The sequence below is a fragment of the Rhodanobacter sp. UC4452_H20 genome (assembly GCF_052978205.1).
Map to the genome: position 1 here is coordinate 3,785,766 of NZ_CM129662.1, position 18,571 is coordinate 3,804,336.

The 18,571-nt window shown below is 68.2% G+C and carries 21 protein-coding genes; 7 read left to right on the forward strand and 14 right to left on the reverse strand.

Going from position 1 to position 18,571, the window contains the following annotated elements:
• The first annotated feature begins 40 nt into the window (after positions 1-40).
• The 4 genes from creD (at position 41) to ACVCMC_RS17250 (ending at position 3,710) form a co-directional block, all read left to right on the forward strand.
• A complete protein-coding gene (creD, locus tag ACVCMC_RS17235) occupies positions 41-1,387 on the forward strand; it encodes a cell envelope integrity protein CreD (protein WP_447098199.1) in 1,347 nt (448 codons plus the stop codon).
• Positions 1,384-2,076, forward strand: a complete 693-nt coding sequence (gene tsaB, locus ACVCMC_RS17240; protein ID WP_447098200.1) for a tRNA (adenosine(37)-N6)-threonylcarbamoyltransferase complex dimerization subunit type 1 TsaB — start codon at positions 1,384-1,386, stop codon at positions 2,074-2,076. Before creD ends, tsaB begins: the two co-directional genes overlap by 4 nt.
• Positions 2,077-2,283: 207 nt before the next feature.
• On the forward strand, positions 2,284-3,051 hold the full coding sequence (locus ACVCMC_RS17245) for a hypothetical protein (RefSeq protein ID WP_447098201.1): 768 nt from the start codon (positions 2,284-2,286) through the stop codon (positions 3,049-3,051).
• Positions 3,052-3,296: 245 nt separating this feature from the next.
• Positions 3,297-3,710 carry a DoxX family protein gene (locus tag ACVCMC_RS17250; RefSeq protein ID WP_395120044.1) on the forward strand — a complete coding sequence of 138 codons (414 nt, stop codon included), beginning with the start codon at positions 3,297-3,299 and terminating at the stop codon, positions 3,708-3,710.
• Positions 3,711-3,821: 111 nt separating this feature from the next.
• Here the strand turns inward: ACVCMC_RS17250 and ACVCMC_RS17255 are convergent, their stop codons facing one another.
• Positions 3,822-4,859, reverse strand: coding sequence for a YeiH family protein (locus tag ACVCMC_RS17255; protein ID WP_447098202.1), 1,038 nt, complete (start codon positions 4,857-4,859; stop codon positions 3,822-3,824).
• Between the two features lie 87 nt (positions 4,860-4,946).
• On the opposite strand from ACVCMC_RS17255, the gene ACVCMC_RS17260 reads away from it, so the two are divergent.
• Positions 4,947-5,822, forward strand: a complete 876-nt coding sequence (locus tag ACVCMC_RS17260; RefSeq protein WP_447098203.1) for a LysR family transcriptional regulator — start codon at positions 4,947-4,949, stop codon at positions 5,820-5,822.
• Between the two features lie 156 nt (positions 5,823-5,978).
• Here ACVCMC_RS17260 and ACVCMC_RS17265 read toward each other — a convergent pair whose 3' ends face one another.
• The 13 genes from ACVCMC_RS17265 to ACVCMC_RS17325 form a co-directional block, all read right to left on the reverse strand.
• The gene (locus ACVCMC_RS17265) at positions 5,979-6,548 is read right to left on the reverse strand and encodes a hypothetical protein (protein WP_447098204.1); all 570 of its coding nucleotides are present in this window, start codon (positions 6,546-6,548) and stop codon (positions 5,979-5,981) included.
• A gap of 7 nt (positions 6,549-6,555) precedes the next feature.
• Positions 6,556-8,301 (reverse strand): phosphoenolpyruvate--protein phosphotransferase, encoded by a 1,746-nt coding sequence (gene ptsP, locus ACVCMC_RS17270; protein ID WP_447098205.1) that lies wholly within the window; start codon positions 8,299-8,301, stop codon positions 6,556-6,558.
• Positions 8,302-8,451: 150 nt separating this feature from the next.
• On the reverse strand, positions 8,452-8,721 hold the full coding sequence (locus tag ACVCMC_RS17275; RefSeq protein WP_447098206.1) for an HPr family phosphocarrier protein: 270 nt from the start codon (positions 8,719-8,721) through the stop codon (positions 8,452-8,454).
• A gap of 8 nt (positions 8,722-8,729) precedes the next feature.
• Entirely contained in the window at positions 8,730-9,122 is a 393-nt protein-coding gene (locus ACVCMC_RS17280) for a PTS sugar transporter subunit IIA (protein WP_395120033.1), read from the reverse strand.
• A gap of 34 nt (positions 9,123-9,156) precedes the next feature.
• A complete protein-coding gene (gene rapZ, locus ACVCMC_RS17285) occupies positions 9,157-10,059 on the reverse strand; it encodes an RNase adapter RapZ (RefSeq protein WP_447098207.1) in 903 nt (300 codons plus the stop codon).
• A 4-nt stretch (positions 10,060-10,063) separates the two neighbouring features.
• The gene (gene hprK / locus ACVCMC_RS17290; protein ID WP_395120031.1) at positions 10,064-11,014 is read right to left on the reverse strand and encodes an HPr(Ser) kinase/phosphatase; all 951 of its coding nucleotides are present in this window, start codon (positions 11,012-11,014) and stop codon (positions 10,064-10,066) included.
• 157 nt (positions 11,015-11,171) lie between these two features.
• Complete coding sequence (gene hpf / locus ACVCMC_RS17295; RefSeq protein ID WP_395120030.1) at positions 11,172-11,495, reverse strand: ribosome hibernation-promoting factor, HPF/YfiA family; 324 nt, start codon at positions 11,493-11,495, stop codon at positions 11,172-11,174.
• 155 nt (positions 11,496-11,650) lie between these two features.
• Positions 11,651-13,108 (reverse strand): RNA polymerase factor sigma-54, encoded by a 1,458-nt coding sequence (locus tag ACVCMC_RS17300; RefSeq protein ID WP_447099530.1) that lies wholly within the window; start codon positions 13,106-13,108, stop codon positions 11,651-11,653.
• A gap of 79 nt (positions 13,109-13,187) precedes the next feature.
• Positions 13,188-13,907: an LPS export ABC transporter ATP-binding protein gene (gene lptB / locus ACVCMC_RS17305; protein WP_395120029.1), complete on the reverse strand. Its 720-nt coding sequence runs from the start codon at positions 13,905-13,907 to the stop codon at positions 13,188-13,190.
• A gap of 4 nt (positions 13,908-13,911) precedes the next feature.
• The gene (lptA, locus tag ACVCMC_RS17310; protein WP_447098208.1) at positions 13,912-14,499 is read right to left on the reverse strand and encodes a lipopolysaccharide transport periplasmic protein LptA; all 588 of its coding nucleotides are present in this window, start codon (positions 14,497-14,499) and stop codon (positions 13,912-13,914) included.
• Positions 14,432-15,109, reverse strand: coding sequence for an LPS export ABC transporter periplasmic protein LptC (lptC, locus tag ACVCMC_RS17315; RefSeq protein ID WP_447098209.1), 678 nt, complete (start codon positions 15,107-15,109; stop codon positions 14,432-14,434). The genes lptA and lptC overlap by 68 nt, the downstream gene beginning before the upstream one ends.
• On the reverse strand, positions 15,106-15,657 hold the full coding sequence (locus tag ACVCMC_RS17320; protein ID WP_395120026.1) for a KdsC family phosphatase: 552 nt from the start codon (positions 15,655-15,657) through the stop codon (positions 15,106-15,108). Before ACVCMC_RS17320 ends, lptC begins: the two co-directional genes overlap by 4 nt.
• A 66-nt stretch (positions 15,658-15,723) precedes the next feature.
• Positions 15,724-16,734, reverse strand: coding sequence for a KpsF/GutQ family sugar-phosphate isomerase (locus tag ACVCMC_RS17325; protein ID WP_395120025.1), 1,011 nt, complete (start codon positions 16,732-16,734; stop codon positions 15,724-15,726).
• A gap of 155 nt (positions 16,735-16,889) precedes the next feature.
• Between ACVCMC_RS17325 and ACVCMC_RS17330 the strand changes: the two genes are divergently transcribed.
• Complete coding sequence (locus ACVCMC_RS17330; RefSeq protein WP_395120024.1) at positions 16,890-17,129, forward strand: BolA family protein; 240 nt, start codon at positions 16,890-16,892, stop codon at positions 17,127-17,129.
• Between the two features lie 93 nt (positions 17,130-17,222).
• Complete coding sequence (gene murA / locus ACVCMC_RS17335) at positions 17,223-18,482, forward strand: UDP-N-acetylglucosamine 1-carboxyvinyltransferase (protein WP_447098210.1); 1,260 nt, start codon at positions 17,223-17,225, stop codon at positions 18,480-18,482.
• Positions 18,483-18,571 lie beyond the last annotated feature (89 nt).

Below are 18,571 nucleotides of genomic sequence, written 5' to 3' on the forward strand. Positions count from 1 at the left end.
ACTGGTGTGATCGACGCTCCGCCAACGGGGAGCGAATGCGATGGGCAAGTGGACACAGACAGTGACCGCCAAGGTGCTGGGGGTCGGGTTGCTGGCGTTGCTGATGACGATACCGCTGCTGCAAGTGCGTGGCCTGGTCAGTGAGCGCCAGCAGCTGCGCACGACGGCGATCACGCAGATCGCGCAGGGTTGGGGCGGCAAGCAGGTGCTGGGCGGGCCGCTGCTGGTGGTGCCGACGCTGCGCGAGGTGACGCCGGCGGGTGCCACCACGCCGCAGTGGCAGGCCGGCAGCGAAAGCATCCTGGCCGACACGCTGGCGATGGACGTGGCGATGAGCGTGGACACACGCAGCTACGGCATCTACAGCGCGCCGGTGTACGTGGCCACGGTGAAGCTGGCTGCGCAGTTCCGCGCGCAGGATCTGGCCCAGTTCCGCCGCGCCAGCGATGCGCCGTGGCGGGCCGGCAAGGCCGAGCTGCGGTTGGCGCTGGCCGACCTGCGCGGCCTGCAGGAAGTGAGCGAGCTGCGCATCAACGGCCAGCCGGCACGCTTCGAATCCTCCGCCGAGCGGCTCGGCCCGTGGCCGAACGTGGTGGTGCCGATCGACCTGGATGCGCTGGGCGCCCAGCCGGTCGACGTGCAGATCACCTTGAAGCTCGCCGGCACCGAGGCGTTGCAATGGCTGCCGCTGGCGCGCAGCACCGACGTCAAGATGCACGCGCCGTGGAACGATCCCAGCTTCATCGGCGCGGCGCTGCCGCTGGAACACAGGATCGACGCCACCGGATTCAGCGCACGCTGGCATCTGCTCGACCTCAACCGCAGCTACGGCCAGCACTGGACCGATCGCGAGGACATCGACGCGGCGCTGGCGGCGTCGAGCTTCGGCGTGCAGCTGTACCAGCCGGTGGACGTGTACCAGCGCAACGTGCGTGCGGGGAAGTACGGGCTGCTGTTCATCGCGCTGACCTTCGTGGCGTTCTTCTTGTTCGAGGTGCTGAAGAAGCTGCGCGTGCATCCGGTGCAATACCTGCTGGTCGGCGCGGCGCTGGCCACGTTCTACGTGGTGTTGCTGGCGTTGTCCGAGCAGATCGGGTTCGGCCCGGCCTACGCCCTGGCCGCCACGGCGGTGGTGCTGCTGGTGGGCGGCTATGCGATGGCGGTGCTGCGCGCGCGGCGCGCGGGCGCGCTGCTCGGCGGCGTGCTCGGCCTGATCTACGCGATGCTGTACGGGTTGATCGCCGCCGAGCAGTACGCGCTGCTGGTCGGCGCGCTGGTGCTGCTGGCGGTGGTCGGCCTGATGATGTTCCTGACCCGACGCATCGACTGGTATGCCTGCGGCCCTGCGTCGGGCGAACCGCCAGCCGCTATCATGGAGCGATCATGAACCTGCTTGCGATCGAAACCGCCACCGAAGCCTGCTCCGTCGCCCTGATCCACGGCGAGGAACTGATCGCCCGCAGCGAAATCGCGCCGCGCCGGCATACCGACCTGGTGCTGCCGATGGCTGACGCGCTGCTGGCCGAAGCCGGTATCGGCCGCCACGCACTGGACGCGATCGCGGTGGGCCGCGGCCCCGGCGCGTTCACCGGCGTGCGCCTGGCCGTGTCGCTGGCGCAGGGCATGGCCCTCGCGCTGGATCTCCCGGTAGTCACCATTTCCTCGCTGGCCGCGCTGGCGCTGGAGGCGCCGGAAGAGGAGGGCAGCGCGATCCTCGCCGTGATCGATGCGCGCATGGGCGAGATCTACGCCGCCAGCTATCGCCGCGACGGCAGCGGTGGCCTGCTCGCGCTGGACGAGGAACGCATCTGCACCGCCGACACGCTGGTGTTGCCGGAAGCCACCAGCTGGCAGGTGGTCGGCACGGGCTGGGCGACCTACGCCACCGCGATCAGCCAGCGCCTCAGCGGCACCCTGCATTCCGCCGACGGGCTGCGTTATCCGCAGGCGGCGCATGTCGCCGAGCTGGCGCTGCGCGAGTTCCAAGCCGGCCATGTGCTGGCTCCGGAACAGGCCTTGCCGGTGTACCTGCGCGACAAGGTGGCGCTGACCCTGGTGGAGCAGGGGCGGGGGTAAGCCTCCCGCGGCGAGCATCGCCGCGTAGCATGTTCCGCGCCAGCAACGCTCGGCGAGGAACCCGTTTCCCGGAATTTATTTTCTGCCGCGCGCCCGCCGGCGGCCAGGTGGCGCGCGCATACTCGCGCGGTTGGGCCGCCGCCACAGGCGTGGCGGGGGAGACCCGACACCATGCGGGCAGGGTTTTCGACCCTGCGGGGAGGACTCATGAAAGGCATTGCACTGAGTGTGTTGTCTGCGGGTTTGCTGTTGGCCATGGGCGGCGCAGCCGCGGCGGACGCGCCCGCGAAAGTCTCGCGCATCTACACCGACACCGTGGCACCGGCGAGCCAGCAGGCGTATCTCGCCGGCATCAAGAGCTACAACAAGTGCCTGGCCGAGCACGGCTTCAAGTACGCCTGGACGGCACTGACCCATGAGACCGGCGACGTCTACGCCTATTCGTATGTCACCGACCCCGTCAGCTGGGCGGATTTCGACGTGATGCGCACGCAGGGCAAGGCCTGCGACGCGACCTTCCAGCAGGAGGTGAATCCGCACCTCAAGGGCGAGATCAGCGTCTTCATCCAGGAGGAGGCCGAGATGAGCCACAGCGCATCGAAAGGCATGTCAGGCGACCTCATGGAGATCACCTACTTCAAGCTGAAGTCCGGCTACGGCAAGGGCAAGGCGTTCACCGATGCAGTGAAGAAGATCACCGCGGCCGCCGCAAAATCGAAATGGGCCTACTCCTACCGTTTCGTGCGGGTCATGGACGGCGGCGCCGACGCGCCCGACTTCATGGTGGTGAGCTATTCGCCCAGTTGGGCGGAGCTGGGTGCCGACGCCAATCCCAGCCTGTGGAAGATGGTCGAAAGCGTGTACGGCAAGGACGGCGCCACCGACCTGCGCAAGACGCTCGGCGACACGATCGAACAGGAATCGTCGCACATCGACCGCCGCGACGCGGAGCTGACCTACAACCCTGCCCGCTGATGGGGCGCATGACGCCCGGGCCGCTTTCCCCGCGCGGGAAAGCGGCCCGGAACATCGCCGCGGAGCCACGCATGGTCGTCCCGGCACCGGTGTACACCTCGATCGAATGGCGTAGGATGACCGCGAGGGGCCTCGCCGGGCATCGCGTGGATGGCGTCCACGCATGCGCCACGGTGCGGCGGCGAGCCTGGTCCGCAGCGCGAAGGTGCGCTGCGCTGATGACGCCGACGGCGAGGGAGGAAACCATGCGCTACGACCTGTTCGCGAATCGCAAAGACGAGCTGATCCTGCTGGCCCGCATCCTGCTCATGGTGCTGTTCGTGAAGTTCGGGCTGGACAAGCTCACCGGCTTCACCGCCACCGTCACCTACATGACCTCCACCGGCATGCCGCTACCGGGGCTGCTGACCCTGATCGCGGTGCTGATGGAGTTCGTCGTGGGCATCCTGATCGTGCTCGGCTTCTACACCCGGCCGCTGGCACTCGCGCTCGCCCTCTACACCCTGGCCGCGGCGCTGATCGGCCACCGCTACTGGAACATGGAAGGCATGGCCCACTACCTGAGCATGATCAGCTTCTACAAGAACATCAGCATCGTCGGCGGCCTGATCCTGCTGAGCATCACCGGGCCGGGCAAGTACTCGCTGGACAAGCGCTGAGCCCGGTTCCTCAAGCTAAGGGGTGGCCTCGACCTGCAACGCCGCCGGCCGCCCGCGGGACCGTAGGAGCCCGCTCGCGGGCGATCCCTTTCAGCGAATCCCGAAAAACCGCTAGAGCCGCCCGATCAGCAACTGCACCAGCAGACTGCTGACCGCCACCGCGATCCACACGCCCAGCCCCAGCAGGATCGGCCGCGCGCCGCTGGAAACCATCTTGCGCAGGTTGGCGGAGAGCCCGATCGCGGTGAGCGCCACGATGATCATGAACTCGGCCAGCATGTGCAGCGCCGGCTGGATCGCGACCGGCACCAGGCCCAGCGTGCGGATGCCCGAGGCCACCACGAACCACAGGATGAACCACGGGAAGATGCGCGCCAGGCTGAAGCCGACGCTGTCGCCGGCCTGCGCGTGCTGGCGCTTCTCGCGCGCCGCCACCACGAAGGCGAGCACCAGGCAGATCGGGATGATCAGCGTGGCGCGGGTCAGCTTGACGATGGTGGCGTAGTCGCCGGCGGCATGGCTGTAGCTGTAGCCGGCGGCCACCACCGACGAGGTGTCGTTGATCGCCGTGCCGGCCCACAGGCCGAAGCCCAGATCCGACAGGTTCAGCAGGTGGCCGAGCAGCGGAAACAGCAGCACCGCGATCACGTTGAACAGGAAGATGGTGGAGATCGCGAACGCGGTGTCGTGGTCGTCCGGCTTGATGATCGGGGTCACCGCCGCGATCGCCGAGCCGCCGCAGATCGCCGTGCCCACGCCGATCAGGATCTTCAGCTTGTCGTGCACGCCCAGCCAGCGCCCCAGTGCCCAGGCGCTGAGGAAGGCCATGCTCATGGTGATCAGGGTCACCCACAGCGATTCCAGCCCTGTCTTCGCCACCTGGGTCAGGCTGAGCCCGAAGCCCAGCGCGATGATCGACCACTGCAGCACCTGCTTGCCGCCGAACTGGATGCCCGGGGTGAAGCGCGCGCCAGGCGCAAACACGTTGCGCACGATGATCCCCAGCACGATGCCGAACACCGGCCCGCCGATCAGCGGCACCCAGCGTCCCAGCAGCAGCGCCAGCACGCCGATCGCCACGGCCAGCGCGAGGCCGGGCGCGCGGCTGCGCAGGGAGGGTCGGGGGACGGCAGCGGTCGAGGCGTTCATCAGGGACTCCGCGGGAAGCCGCCATTGTCGACCCGGCCATCCATCAATAGAACTTTGAACTTCTGATTCCGTGTATAAGATGCCTTGATGGTCAACATCAGCCCGCGCCAACTGGATGTGTTCGTGCAGGTCGCCGTGCTGGGCAGCGTGCGCGCGGCGGCCGAACGGCTGCACCTGACCCAGCCCGCGGCCAGCATGGCGCTGGCCGAGATGGAGCGCCAACTCGACGCGCCGGTGTTCGATCGCCAGCGCGGCCGATTGCACCTCAACGCGCGCGGGCGCGAGCTGCTGCCGCTGGCGCAGGAACTGCTGGAGCGCCACGCCGAGTTCGGCCGCCGCGCGCGCGTCGAGGGCGCCGCGCTGGCTGGCGAGCTGCGCATCGGCGCCAGCAACACGGTGGGCAACTATCGCGTCGGCGAATTGCTGGGCGCCTTCGTGCGCGCGAACCCGCAGGTGGCGATCCGCCTGCGCGTGGCCAACACCGAGACGATTGCCGCCGCCATGCTCGACCATGGCCTGGACATCGGTTGCGTCGAAGGCCCGGTGACCCACCCGCAACTAGAAGTGCGGCCGTGGCGCGACGACCTGCTGGTGGTCTGCGCGCCGCCGGACCATCCGCTGGCGCGCAAGCGCAGCCTGAAACCGGCCGATTTCGCCGGCGCGCGCTGGGTGCTGCGCGAACCCGGCTCGGCCACCCGCGCCACCAGCGAACGCGTGCTCTCGCAACTGCCGCCCGGCGAAACCGTGCTGGAACTCGACCAGATCGAGGCGATCAAGCAGGTCGTGGTCGCCGGCCTCGGCATCGCCTGCCTCCCCGCCGTGGCGATCACCGACGCCGTCGCCGCCGGTCACCTCAAGGCCCTGCGCACCCCCTTCCTCGACCTGCGCCGCAAACTCTCCCTGCTCCTGCACCGGCAGAAATATCGCGGCGCGTTGCTGGATGCGTTCCTGGAGAAGCTGTAGAGGAGATGCTGCCCGCTGATTTCGGCTCTGGTCGTTGTCGTCGCGTAAGGGAGCAGGCGGGCGTTGCCCGGCCTAAGCCGGTCGTCGGGGTCTGTCGGAGTCAGGCATCGCCTGAATTAAGCCGAGCCGCGAAGCGGCTTCGGCTTGAACGAATTGTCAGGCCGGATACGCAAAAGTGGTTGCATGTGATTGGCCCAAAACATCTCCGTAAAGCACCCACTCCGATTGATCAGGTGCGGTTGCGAAAATAAACCACAGGGCACCAATGCGGAGCGGTGGGATCTTCAGGTCCTGCGGTACGAACGATCCTTGGCGGTTCAGGAAAACGCCAACCGTTAGCGAGCTGGAGGAGTACTTTGCCAGCCCATCCACGATGTCCTGAACCGTGGCGGTGGCATTGAGGGATTCTGGGGCAAGTTCCTTGAGTTGAACCGGAGCGAAGTGTCTTACCTCTTGCTCTTGCCACGTTGCAATGAAGTCGTAGTCGGATGCTTCGATAGGGCAGAAGCGAACCGGAAGGCCGAGGTTATGCGACATGCCTAGGCTAAACAGCGCAGCTTGACGATACTCACGCGGCCCCTTGAGATCGTTCGTGCGTAGATGCCGCACTTGTGGAGAAACATCCAAGCTGACGGCTGAGAGTTCGATTTCGCGGAGCTCCCGAAGCGCGACCTCGGGATCGCGGTAGGCGAGTTTTTTTGCTTGGTTTAGCGACGCACGATCCATATACGGCCTAACAGGGCGCAGCGTTCGCGAGGATGGCGTTCAACGTCGCCGCCACCTGCTCGTGGGTATGCGCGCGCAGCAGCTTTGCGGCATGGCGGCGCAGGTGGGCGCGGTCGAGCGCGGCGAGGCGGTCGCGGACCTGCAGGATCTGGCTTGGGTGCATGCTGAACTCGTTGAGGCCGAGCATCAGCAGCAGTGCGGTGAAGCTGATGTCGCCGGCGATCTCGCCGCACAGGCTCACCGGCTTCTTCGCGCGGCGGCCGGCGCCGATCACGTGCGAGAGCAGGCGCAGCAGGGCCGGTTGCAGCGGGGTGTAGATGTTGTCCAGCGCATCGTTGCCGCGGTCGGCGGCGAGCACGTATTGGGCCAGGTCGTTGGTGCCGATGGCGAGGAAGTCGCTGTGTTCCAGCAGCGCGCGCACGTTGATCGCCGCGGCGGGCACTTCGATCATGGCGCCCAGCGGCAGTTTCTCCGGCAGGTCGATGTTCTCGCGCTTGAGCTCCTGCCGCGCCAGCTTGAACAGGGTGCGCACGGCGATCAGCTCGTCCGGCTGGGTCACCATCGGCACCAGCACGCGCACCGGGCCGTAGCACGCGGCGCGCAGGATCGCGCGGATCTGGGTGGTGAACACGGCCGGGTAGCGCAACGACAGGCGCACGCCGCGCACGCCGAGCGCGGGGTTGTCCTCGCCGCGCAGCGTCAGTCCGGCGGCGTCGGCCTTGTCGGCGCCGAGATCCAGCGTGCGGATCGTCACCGGCAGGCCGCCCATGCCCATCACCAGGTCGCGATAGGCGATGAACTGTTCGTCCTCGGAGGGCAGCGCGCGCTTGCGCAGGAACAGGAACTCGGTGCGATAGAGGCCCACGCCGTCCGCGCCGCGGGCGCGTGCCATCGCCACGTCGGCGGGGGTTTCGGCATTGGCCAGCAGGGCGATCTCGACGCCGTCGCGGGTGCGCGTGGGCGCGTTGGCCAGCTTGGCCAGGCGGCGCCCTTCGTCGGCGGCTTGGCGCTGCCAGGCGCGGTAGCGCGACAGGTCCTGCGCGGTGGGATGCACCACCGTTTCGCCGCGCTCGGCGTCGAGCAGGATCAGGTCGTCGTCGTGGATGTCGGCCAGCGCGTCGCGCGTACCCACCAGCATCGGCAGGCCGAGGCTGCGCGCCAGGATCGCGCTGTGCGAGTAGGCGCTGCCGGAGCTGGCGACGACGCCGAGCAGCCCGGCGCCGGCCAGTTGCGCCATGTCGGCGGGGGCGATCGAGTCGGCGATCAGGATCTCGCCGACGCGGGCGGCCAGCTTGCGTTCCTCCGGGCTGGTCTGGCGCTGCAGCGCGGAGATCACCCGGTTGATCACCTGCTCGACGTCCTCCTTGCGGCTGCGCAGGTAGGGGTCGTCCATCGCCTCGAACACGGCGGCGAGGCGGTCACGTTGTTTTTTCAGCGCCGCGCCGGGTCGGTAGCGGCCGACCCGCACCAGGTCGTCCAGCCCGCGCAGCAGTTCGGCATCGTCCAGCAGCAGGCTGTGCGCGTCGATGAACTCGTTGACCTCGCGTGCCAGCGCGCCGTGCAGCTTGCCGCGCAACTCGCGCAGTTCCTGCCGCGCGGTTTCCAGCGCCCGGTGCAGCAGCTGCAATTGCTCCTCGACCTCGCCCTCGTCCAGTGGCCGGGTGTCGACGGCGTAGCGGCTCGGCTGCACCAGCCGCGCCCGTCCGAGCGCCATGCCGCGCGCCGCCAGCGTGCCGGGGAGGACGTGTCTCACGATTGGTCGCCTTGGGGGCCAATCGCGGGAATAGGGAATAGGGAATAGGGAATAGGCAAAGCAGAAAGCAAGGTGCTTGCGGGAAGCGGGGCGCTCGCGGGCACTCCGCTTCTTACCATTTCCGATTCCCTATTCCCGATTCCCTGCATCTCAGGCTCCCTCGTCGAACTTGCGCTCGAACAGCGCGATCACCGCCGCCAGAGCGGCTTCTTCGTCGGGGCCGTCGGCACGCACGGACAGCGGCGTGCCGATGCCGGCGGCGAGCATCATTACGCCCATGATGCTTTGTGCGTTGACCTCGCGGCCCTTGCTGACCAGCCAGACGGTGGATTTGAAGCCCTGCACCAGTTGCACCAGCTTGGCCGAGGCGCGGGCGTGCAGGCCGAGCTTGTTGGAGACGACGATTTCTTGTTCGAGCATGGGCAGTGTCAGGCGTGGTCGATGAAGATGCCGCCGCGACCGCCGCTGGCGGCGATTTCGGCCAGTTCGTCGAGCGGCTTCTCCGCGTAGTTGAGGACGCGCAGCAGCATCGGCAGGTTGAGCCCCGACACGCAGCGCAGGTGCACGCCGAGCGCGCCCAGCGACAGGCCGATGTTGCACGGGGTGGCGCCGTACAGGTCGGCCAGGATCAGCACGCCGCCGCCCTGGTCCAGCTCGCGCGCGTGGTGGGCGGTGAGCGAGCGCATGACCTCCGGGTCGGCCTCCGGCGGCACTTCCACCGCGGCCACCCGCAGCGGCAGCTGCGGCATCACGTGGCGCGCGGCGGAGATCAGCGCGTGGCCGACCGCCTCGTGGGTCATCAGCAGCACGCCGACGCTCATGGGGTTGGCCTCGCCGGGTGGCTCGCGCGCATCATCATTCGAGCTCGCGGTGGAAGGTGAGCACGCCTTCGCGCTGGCTGCGGTAGTGCGCGGCGAGCTTCTCCACCAGGTAGACCGAGCGGTGGCGTCCGCCGGTGCAGCCGATGGAGACGGTCAGGTAGCTGCGGTCGTCCTGTTCGAAGCGCGGAATCCAGCGGTCGAGCCAGCTCGCGGTGTCGGCGAAGTACTCGCCCACCATGGGCTCGGCGTCGAGGTATTCGCGCACCGGCGCGTCCTTGCCCGACAACGGCCGCAGATGCGGTTGCCAGTGCGGGTTGGGCAGGCAGCGCGCATCGAACACGAAATCCGCATCCAGTGGCAGTCCGCGCTTGAACGCGAACGACTGGAACATCAGGGTCAGTCCCTCGGTGGCCTGCGCGTAGCCGGTGGCGACCAGCCGGCGCAGCTGGTGCACGTTGAGGTCGCTGGAATCGATCACCTTCTCGGCGATCGCCATCAGCGGGCGCAGCAGGCGGCGCTCCTCGACGATCGCATCGGCGAGCGACACGCCGCGCAAGGCCAGCGGGTGGCGCCGGCGGGTTTCCGAGTAGCGCTTGATCAGCACCTCGTCGCGGCAGTCGAGGAAGATCAGGTGCGGCTCCACCCCGGAGGCGGCCAGCTCGGACAACACATGGGGCAGGTGGGCGAAGTCCTCGCCGCGATTGCGCACGTCCATGCCCACCGCGATGCGCCGGCGCCGGCTGCTGCGATCCTGCAGCACGGCCTGCACCAGGTGCGGCAGCAGGCTGCCGGGCAGGTTGTCGACGCAGTAGAACTCCAGATCCTCCAGCGCGCGCAGCGCCACCGTCTTGCCGCCGCCGGACAGGCCGGTGAGCACGATCAGGTGGATTCCCTCGCGGGCGTTGAAGGGGGTCAGCGGCGGCTCGTTCTCGTTCATGCGTTCACCACGGGGGCAGTCGGCGCAGCTGGTGCGCCTGGCGGTCGATGAAGGTCTGCGCCGGATCGATGCCCTTGCTCTTCAGCGCGTGGCTGCGCACCGCGGCTTCGACCAGCACCGCGATGTTGCGGCCGGACGCCACCGGGATGGTGATCATCGGCACCTGCACGTCGAGGATCGGGCGATGGCCGATGTCGCCGGTGAGGCGGGTGAGCGCATCGGCCTCCTCGCCGTCGCGCAGCGGCTTCAGGTGCACCACCAGGCGCAGGTACTTGGAAGTCTTCACCGACATGTGACCGAACATCTCGCGCACGTTGAGGACGCCCAGGCCGCGCACTTCGAGCAGGTCCTGCAGCAGCTCGGGGCAGGTGCCGTCGATCACGTCCGGCGCGATCAGGGTGAACTCGGTGGCGTCGTCGGCCACCAGCCGATGGCCGCGGCTGATCAGTTCCAGCGCCAGCTCGCTCTTGCCCGAGCCGGCCTCGCCGGTGATCAGCACGCCGATCGAGAACACTTCCAGAAAGACGCCGTGCAGCGTGGTCTTGGCCGCCAGCATGCGCGCCAGGTGATATTGCAGGTAGGTCAGCAACTCGTGGCCGCGCTTGGGGCTGATCCACAGCGGCATGTCGGTTTCCTCGGCGACCTCGCGCAGGTCGGCGGGAACGGATTGATCCTTGGTCACGATCAGGGCCACCGGCTGGTAGGCGGCGATCTTGTGCATCACTTCCCAGCGCTGGCGCGAGTCGAGCCCGTCGAGGTAGTTGAGCTCCTCCGAGCCGATGATCTGGATCTTGTTCGGGTAGATGATGTTGAGGTAGCCGATCAGCGACGGCCGCCGCGCCTGCGCCACGCCCGGCTCCAGCAGCCGCGATTCGCCGCGCATGCCCGACACCCAGCGCAGCGCCATGCGCTCGTGCACGCCGTCGTAGAGTTGTCGCGCGCTGATCCGATCCAAGCCTGCGGCCCTTGTGTCGCGTGATGGGCGACGTGGGCCGCCCGAACCGCCACCATTGTGCCAGCTTGCGGCTTGCACGGCGTGCAGAGGCAAGAACGGCCCGCCGGAGAACCGGCGAGCCGTGCTGCATGCGAATGGTCGAACCGACGCGGAGGGATCAGCCGTACTGGCGTTCCTCGCGCGCCTCGCGCTGATGCTTGTCGGCGACTTTCTCGCGGTACTTGCGCAACTGCGCGACCAGCTTGTCGAACAGCACGTCGATGGAGGCGTACATGTCCGCCTCGGTGGCTTCGGCGTGCAGGGTGCCGCCGACCACGCTCAGGGTGCCGTCGGCGCGCTGCTGGAGCTTGTCCAGCGAGAGCACGATCACGAGGCTTTTCAGCTTGTCGTCGAGGCGGGTGAGGCGGTCGAGCTTGGCGGTGGCGTGGTCGCGCAGCGCCGGGGTGACTTCAATCTGCTGGCCGCTGAGTTGGAATTGCATGGAGGCGCCTCCTCTGGTGGTGCAGTGCCGCGTTTCGCGGCGGGTGGACGTGCCGCGGTCGGCTCGACCTGGCACGCCTTTCAGTCATCTCGTCTACAAGACATGGGAACACTTTGGCGACAAGCAAGTTCCCGCCCGCGCCATGCCGCGACCGATCAGCCGGCGCGCTGGCGTTCGCTGGATGTGGGTATGCGCAGCCCCTCCCGGTATTTGGCCACGGTGCGGCGGGCGACCTGGATGCCCTTGGATTGCAATTCTTCGGCGATGGCCTGGTCGGACAGCGGCTTGCGCGGATTCTCCGCGTCGATGAGCTTGCGCAGCATGGCCTGGATCGCGGTGGCCGAGGCGCTGCCGCCATCCTCCGTGGAGACGCCGCTGGAAAAAAAATACTTCAGCTCGAAGGTGCCGCGCGGCGTGTGCAGGTATTTGCGCGTGGTGACCCGCGAGATTGTGGATTCGTGCATGCCCACCTCCTCGGCCACCTCGCGCAGCACCAGCGGATGCATCGCCTCCGGGCCGTAGTCGAGGAAGGCGCTTTGCCGGCGCACGATCGCCTCGGCCACCTTGAGCAGGGTTTCGGCGCGCGATTCCAGGCTCTTGATCAGCCAGCGCGCCTCCTGCAGCTGGCCGCGCATCCAGCTGGCATCCTCGCCGCGGGCCTTGGCGATCAGGCCGCAGTAGTGCTGGTTCAGGCCCAGCCGGGGCTGCGAATCGGGGTTGAGGCTGACCCGCCAGCGCATGCCGTCGCGGATCGCATAGGCGTCCGGCGCCACGTACTCGACCGGGGTGGCGTCCAGCGCCGCGCCGGGGCGCGGGTCCAGGCTGCGGATCAATACGGCGGCCTCGGCCACGTCGTCGGGCGTGGCGTGCAGGCGCCGCGCCAGTCGCACGATGTCGTTGCGCGCCAGCAATTCCAGCTCGCTGTCGACGATGCGCAGCGCCAGGCTGCGATGCGGGGTGTCGGGGTCGAATTGCTCCAGTTGCACGCGCAGGCAGTCGCGCAGGTCCAGGCTGCCGACGCCGGCCGGGTCGAAGCCCTGCAGCCGGCGACGCACCGCCTCCACTTCCTCCACGCTGGCGTCGAAGCCGGCTGGCAGCGCGGCGAGCACCGCTTCCATCCCCTCGGCCAGGTAGCCGGCGGGATTGAGCGCGTCGATCAGCACGGTGGCGATCAGGTGTTCGCGCGGGTTGAACGAGGCCAGGTTGAGCTGCCAGGTCAGGTGTTGCTGCAGGGTTTCCGGGGCGGCGTTCTGCGGCTCGAAATCCTCGTCGCCGCGCGAACCGCTGCCGTTGCCGGGACTGTTGCTGGAGAAGTCGATCGGCGACTCCGCCACGCCGCCGCCGTCGGCCCAGTCGATGGCGCCTTCATCGTTCTCGCTGTGGCTCTCGGGCGCCTTGTCGGCGAGCTGGAAATTGCTCTCGGCGTCGTCGAGACCTTCGGTTTCCTCGTCCTCGACCTCCTCGGCAAACTCCAGCAACGGGTTGCTCTCGGCGATCTGCCGCAGTTCGGCTTCCAGCTCCAGCTGCGACAGCTGCAACAGGCGGATCGCCTGCTGCAGTTGCGGCGTCAGGGTCAGTTGCTGGTGGAGGCGAAACTGTAATGCGGGTTTCATGCCAGCCAGGTCGAAGGAACGTGCGGCCATCCTAGCGCGTGGCCGGAGACGCGGCCAGCGCGGCCCGTCACGCCCTCGTTCAGAGCCGGAATTCGCGGCCCAGATAGACCTCGCGGACCTTTTCGTCGGCCAGGATGTGCGCCGGCGTGCCGCGCGAGAGCACCTCGCCCTCGTTCAGGATGTAGGCGCGGTCGCAGATGCCCAGGGTTTCGCGCACGTTGTGGTCGGTGATCAGCACGCCGATGCCGCGTTCCTTGAGGTGGCGCACGATGCGCTGGATCTCGCCCACGGAGATCGGGTCGACGCCGGCGAACGGTTCGTCCAGCAGCATGTAGCGCGGATTGGCCGCCAGCGCGCGGGCGATTTCCACGCGGCGCCGCTCGCCGCCGGACAGGCTGATGCCCTTCTGGCCGGCGATGTGGGCGATCTTCAGCTCGTCGAGCAGGCTTTCCAGCTCGCTGTCGCGCTGCTTCGAGGTCAACCCCTCGCGCAGTTCCAGCACCGCCATGATGTTGTCCGCCACGCTCAGCCGGCGGAACACCGACGCCTCCTGCGGCAGGTAGCCGATGCCAAGCTTGGCGCGTGCATGCATCGGCAGGCCGGTGATGTCGCGCTTGTCCAGGGTGATCGTGCCGGCATCGGCCTCGATCAGGCCGACCACCATGTAAAAGCAGGTGGTCTTGCCGGCGCCGTTGGGGCCGAGCAGGCCGACTACTTCGCCCTCGCGGATCGAGAACGCGAAATGGCGCACGACCTGGCGCGACTTGAAGCTTTTCTGCAGACCTTCGGCGGAGAGCATGGGGTCAGTGTTGCCCCTGCGGCGCCGGGCTGCTGGCCGCGGCGGCCGGCGCCGCGGCGGAAGACGCGGGGGCGGGAGGGATGGTGGCGGAGTGCGCGGTAGCAGGCTGCGGCTTGGGCAGGAAAATCATGTGCACCATGCCGTCGTTGCCGCTGCTGCCGGTCATCTCGCTGGTCTGCGTGTTGTAGGTGAGGGTGTCGCCATGGGCTTCGCCGCGACCCTGCTGGTGCACCGCGGCCTGGCCCTTGAGCGTGGCGATGCCCTTGATGTTGTCGTAGTCCAGCGTGCGCGCGTCGCCAGACATCAGGTTGCCGGCATCGTCCAGTTGCTGGATGTGGGCGTTGCCGGTGACCACGATGCGGCTCAGCTGCTGGTTGCCGTCGACGTAGATCTTGGCCAGGTCGCCGGTGATCCGCAGCGTGCCCTGGCTCAGCTCGACGTGGCCGTTGAGCGTGGTGACGCTGTTGGGCGCATTGAAGCCGCTGAACGAATCGGCATGCACCACCCGCATCGGCTGGCTGCGGTCATCCTTCCGGGCCAGGGCGGGCTGCAGCAGCAGCGCCCCCAGCACGAGCAGGGCGAGCCGGAGCATTCCGTGGCTGCGGAAAGAGGATGCCGTGGACGTCATGGAGAAGTTCCAGGTGGTTGTCAGAGAGGTTGGCGCGCATGCCGACCCCGTTCATTCTACTGTCGCCCTGCGTGAGCTGGGCGGGTTGGGCCGTTTCCAGGCGGTTTTCGCGCGGCCACGCGGTGACTTCCGAGGTCTTCACGCCGGCATCGGGGCGGGCCACGCCGTGCGCGTCGGTGAAGGCATCCCGGTGCAGCTCGACCGGCCCCTGCAGCTTGAGCACGGTGCCCGGCTTGTTGACCCAGCCGTAGCGCGACTTGCCGCGCCACGGCGGCACGCCGGCCTGTTCGGCAGGAATCTGGAACGTGGGCGAGTCGAGATACAGCGACTCGTCGCCTTCGCGCCGGTCCACCCGCGGCGCCTGCAGGTACACGCTGGGCTTGCCGTCGACGCCGAACTCGGTGACGCGGGCATCGTTCAAGGTGTAGCTCGAACGCGGCGGGCCGACGAAGTCGCGCGCGCGCGGCGCCGGGCCCAGCCACCACAGCAGCAACTGGCTGGTGCCCGCGGCGAGGCCGACCAGCACGATGGCGGCCGGCAGGCGCCGGTCGCGCAGCCACTGGCGCAAGCTCACTGCCAGTGCTCCCGCTCGGCGTCGCCGTGGCCTTGCGCATGCAGGATCAGGTCGCACACCTCGCGCGCCGCGCCTTCGCCGCCGGGCGCGCGCGTCTGCCAGTGCGCCGCCTCGGCGATCCACGGGTGTGCATTGGCCACCGCCACGGCCAGGCCCGCCACGCGCATCGGTGCGAGATCGGGCAGGTCGTCGCCGACGTAGGCCACCTGCGCGGGCTGCAATTGCAGCGCGTCGAGCAATTCGTTCAGGCAGGCACGCTTGTTGCCCTGGCCCTGGTAGACGTGGGCGATGTCCAGCTCCTCGGCGCGCAGCGCCACCGGATGGCTGATCCGCGCGGTGATCAGCGCGACCTGCACGCCGTAGGCCTGCAGCCGTTTCAGGCCCAGCCCGTCGTGCACGTGGAACACCTTGGTCTCGCGGCCGTCCTCGCCGTACCACAGGCGGCCATCGGTGAGCGTGCCGTCGACATCGAACACGGCCAGGCGTACGCGGGCCGCGCGCTCAAGGATCGCTGCCGGAAGATTGGTGAGATAGACGGGATTGGGCACGATTGTGATTTCGGGTTTCAGAGCGAAAGCGCGAGCTTGCCTGATTTTCTGATTTGCCAAGGCAAATCAGACCACGCGCGCACGAAGCAGATCGTGAATGTTCAGCGCGCCGACGACGTGCTGTTCGTCGTCGACCACCAGCAGCGCGTGGATCTGGTGCTTCTCCATCAGCTGCGCGGCCTCGGCGGCCAGGCGCTCGGCGCCGATCGTCTTGGGGCCGCGGGTCATCAGGTCGGCGACGCGGGCGCCGCGCAGGTCGACCTCCTCGTCGTCCAGCGCGCGGCGCAGGTCACCGTCGGTGAACACCCCCAGCAGGCGCTGCTCGGCATCCACCACGGCGGTCATGCCCAGTTGCTTGCGGGTCATTTCCATCAGCGCGGTGGTGAGCGAGGCATCGGGCGACACCCGCGGCACGTCGTCGCCGCTGTGCATCACGTCGCTGATGTGCAGCAGCAGGCGCCGGCCCAGCGCGCCGGCCGGGTGCGAGCGGGCGAAATCGTCGGCGGTGAAGCCGCGCGCTTCCAGCAGCGCGATCGCCAGCGCGTCGCCCAGCACCAGCGCCACCGTGGTGCTGGTGGTCGGCGCCAGCCCGAGCGGGCAGGCTTCGCTGGAGATGCTGCCATCCAAGTGTACCTCGGCCTCGCGCGCCAGCGAGGAGGTGGCGCGCCCGGTGATCGCGATCAGCGGGATGCCCTGGCGTTTGATGACCGGCAGGATGAACAGCAGTTCGTCGGTCTCGCCCGAGTAGGAGATCGCCAGCACCACGTCCTGCGGCAGGATCATGCCCAGGTCGCCGTGGCTGGCTTCGCCCGGGTGCACGAAGAACGCCGGGGTGCCGGTGGAAGCCAGGGTGGCGGCGATCTTGCGCGCCACGTGGCCGGATTTGCCCATGCCACTGACCACCACGCGGCCCTTGCAGGCCAGGATCAGGCTGCAGGCGGCGGCGAAGTCGTCGCCGATGCGCTGCTCCAGCGCGGCGATCGCGGTCGCCTCGGTGGCGATCACGGTACGGGCGCTGCGGATGATGGCGTCGGGGCTCGGTGCGTTCGACGCGGGTGGGGCGATGCGTGCGTTCATGTGAGCTCAAGTGGGGGAAGGGCGCCGACGTCGTTTCTGTGCCAGAAGAATTCCATTACCATGGCATATTCGCATTTTAACGTCTTTGCCTGCCCCATGGTGCCGCCACGCGCGCCACCCATGGCTTCGCCGGCACGACTCCGTATGGAACGCCCATGGACCCCAACCGCATACAGGCGATGATCGAAGCAGGCCTGCCCGGCGCCCGGGCCGAGGTCGACGGCGCCGACGGCGTGCATTTCGAAGCCACCGTCGTCGCCAGCCAGTTCGCCGGCAAGCTGCCGCTGGCGCGCCACCGACTGGTTTACGCCACCCTGGGCGAGCTGATGGGCGGCGCGATCCACGCGCTGGCACTGAAGACCTTGACGCCGGAAGAGGCCGGGAACAGGGAGTAGGGAATAGGGAATGGCAAGAGCCGCTCCCCATCCTGACTCGCGACAATCCCGGCTTTTCCATTCCCTATTCCCTAATTCCCGATTCCCAGCTCAATGGCCAAAATCCTCATCAACGGCGGCGTGCCACTTCATGGCGAGGTCGGCATTTCCGGCGCCAAGAACGCCGTGCTGCCGATCCTCGCCGCCTGCCTGCTGGCCGACGAGCCGGTCAGCATCGGCAACGTGCCGCATCTGCACGACGTCACCACCTTCATCGAGCTGCTCGGCCAGATGGGCGTGCAACTGGTGCTGGATGACCGCATGAAGATGCACGTCGACCCGCGCACCACCAGCACCTGCGTGGCGCCGTACGACCTGGTGCGCACCATGCGCGCCTCGATCCTGGTGCTCGGCCCGCTGGTGGCGCGCTTCGGCCAGGCCGAGGTCTCGCTGCCCGGTGGCTGCGCGATCGGTTCGCGCCCGGTCGATCAGCACATCCGCGGGCTGCAGGCGCTGGGCGCCGACATCACGGTGGAGAACGGCTACATCAAGGCGAAGGCGTCGCGGCTGAAGGGCGCGCGCGTCACCATGGACATGGTCACCGTCACCGGCACCGAGAACATCATGATGGCCGCGACCCTGGCGCAGGGCACCACCATCATCGACAACGCCGCGCAGGAGCCCGAGGTGGTGGATCTGGCGCATTGCCTGATGGCGATGGGCGCGCAGATCGAGGGCGCCGGCAGTTCCACCATGGTGATTCACGGCGTGGAGCGCCTGCACGGCGCCGAGTACAGCGTGCTGCCCGACCGCATCGAGACCGGCACCTTCCTGGTCGGCGCGGCGATGACCGGCGGCAAGGTGCGCGCGCGCCACGCCCGCGCCAACACGCTGGACGCGGTGCTGGCCAAGCTGGAGGAAGCCGGCGCGCAGATTTCCACCGGTGACGACTGGATCGAGCTGGACATGGGCGGGCGCCGGCCGAAGGCGGTCAACATCAGCACCGCGCCGTACCCGGCGTTCCCGACCGACATGCAGGCGCAGTTCACCGCGCTCAACTGCGTGGCCGAAGGCACCGGCGTGGTCACCGAGACGGTGTTCGAGAACCGCTTCATGCACGCGCACGAACTGCAGCGCCTGGGCGCCGACATCCGACTGGAAGGCAACACCGCGATCGTGAAGGGCGTGGAGCACATGAGCGGCGCGCCGATCATGGCCACCGACCTGCGTGCCTCGGCCTGCCTGGTGCTGGCCGGCCTGGTCGCCAGCGGCGAAACCGTGGTCGACCGCGTCTACCACATCGACCGCGGCTACGAGAACATCGAGGAGAAGCTCGGCGTGCTCGGCGCGCGTATCCGCCGCCTGCCGAGCTGATCCGGCGTCCTAGGACCGCGTCCCCACCCGTAGGAGCCCGCTCGCGGGCGATGCTTTTGTGCCGGGACTCGGCATTGGGGATTCGCCAA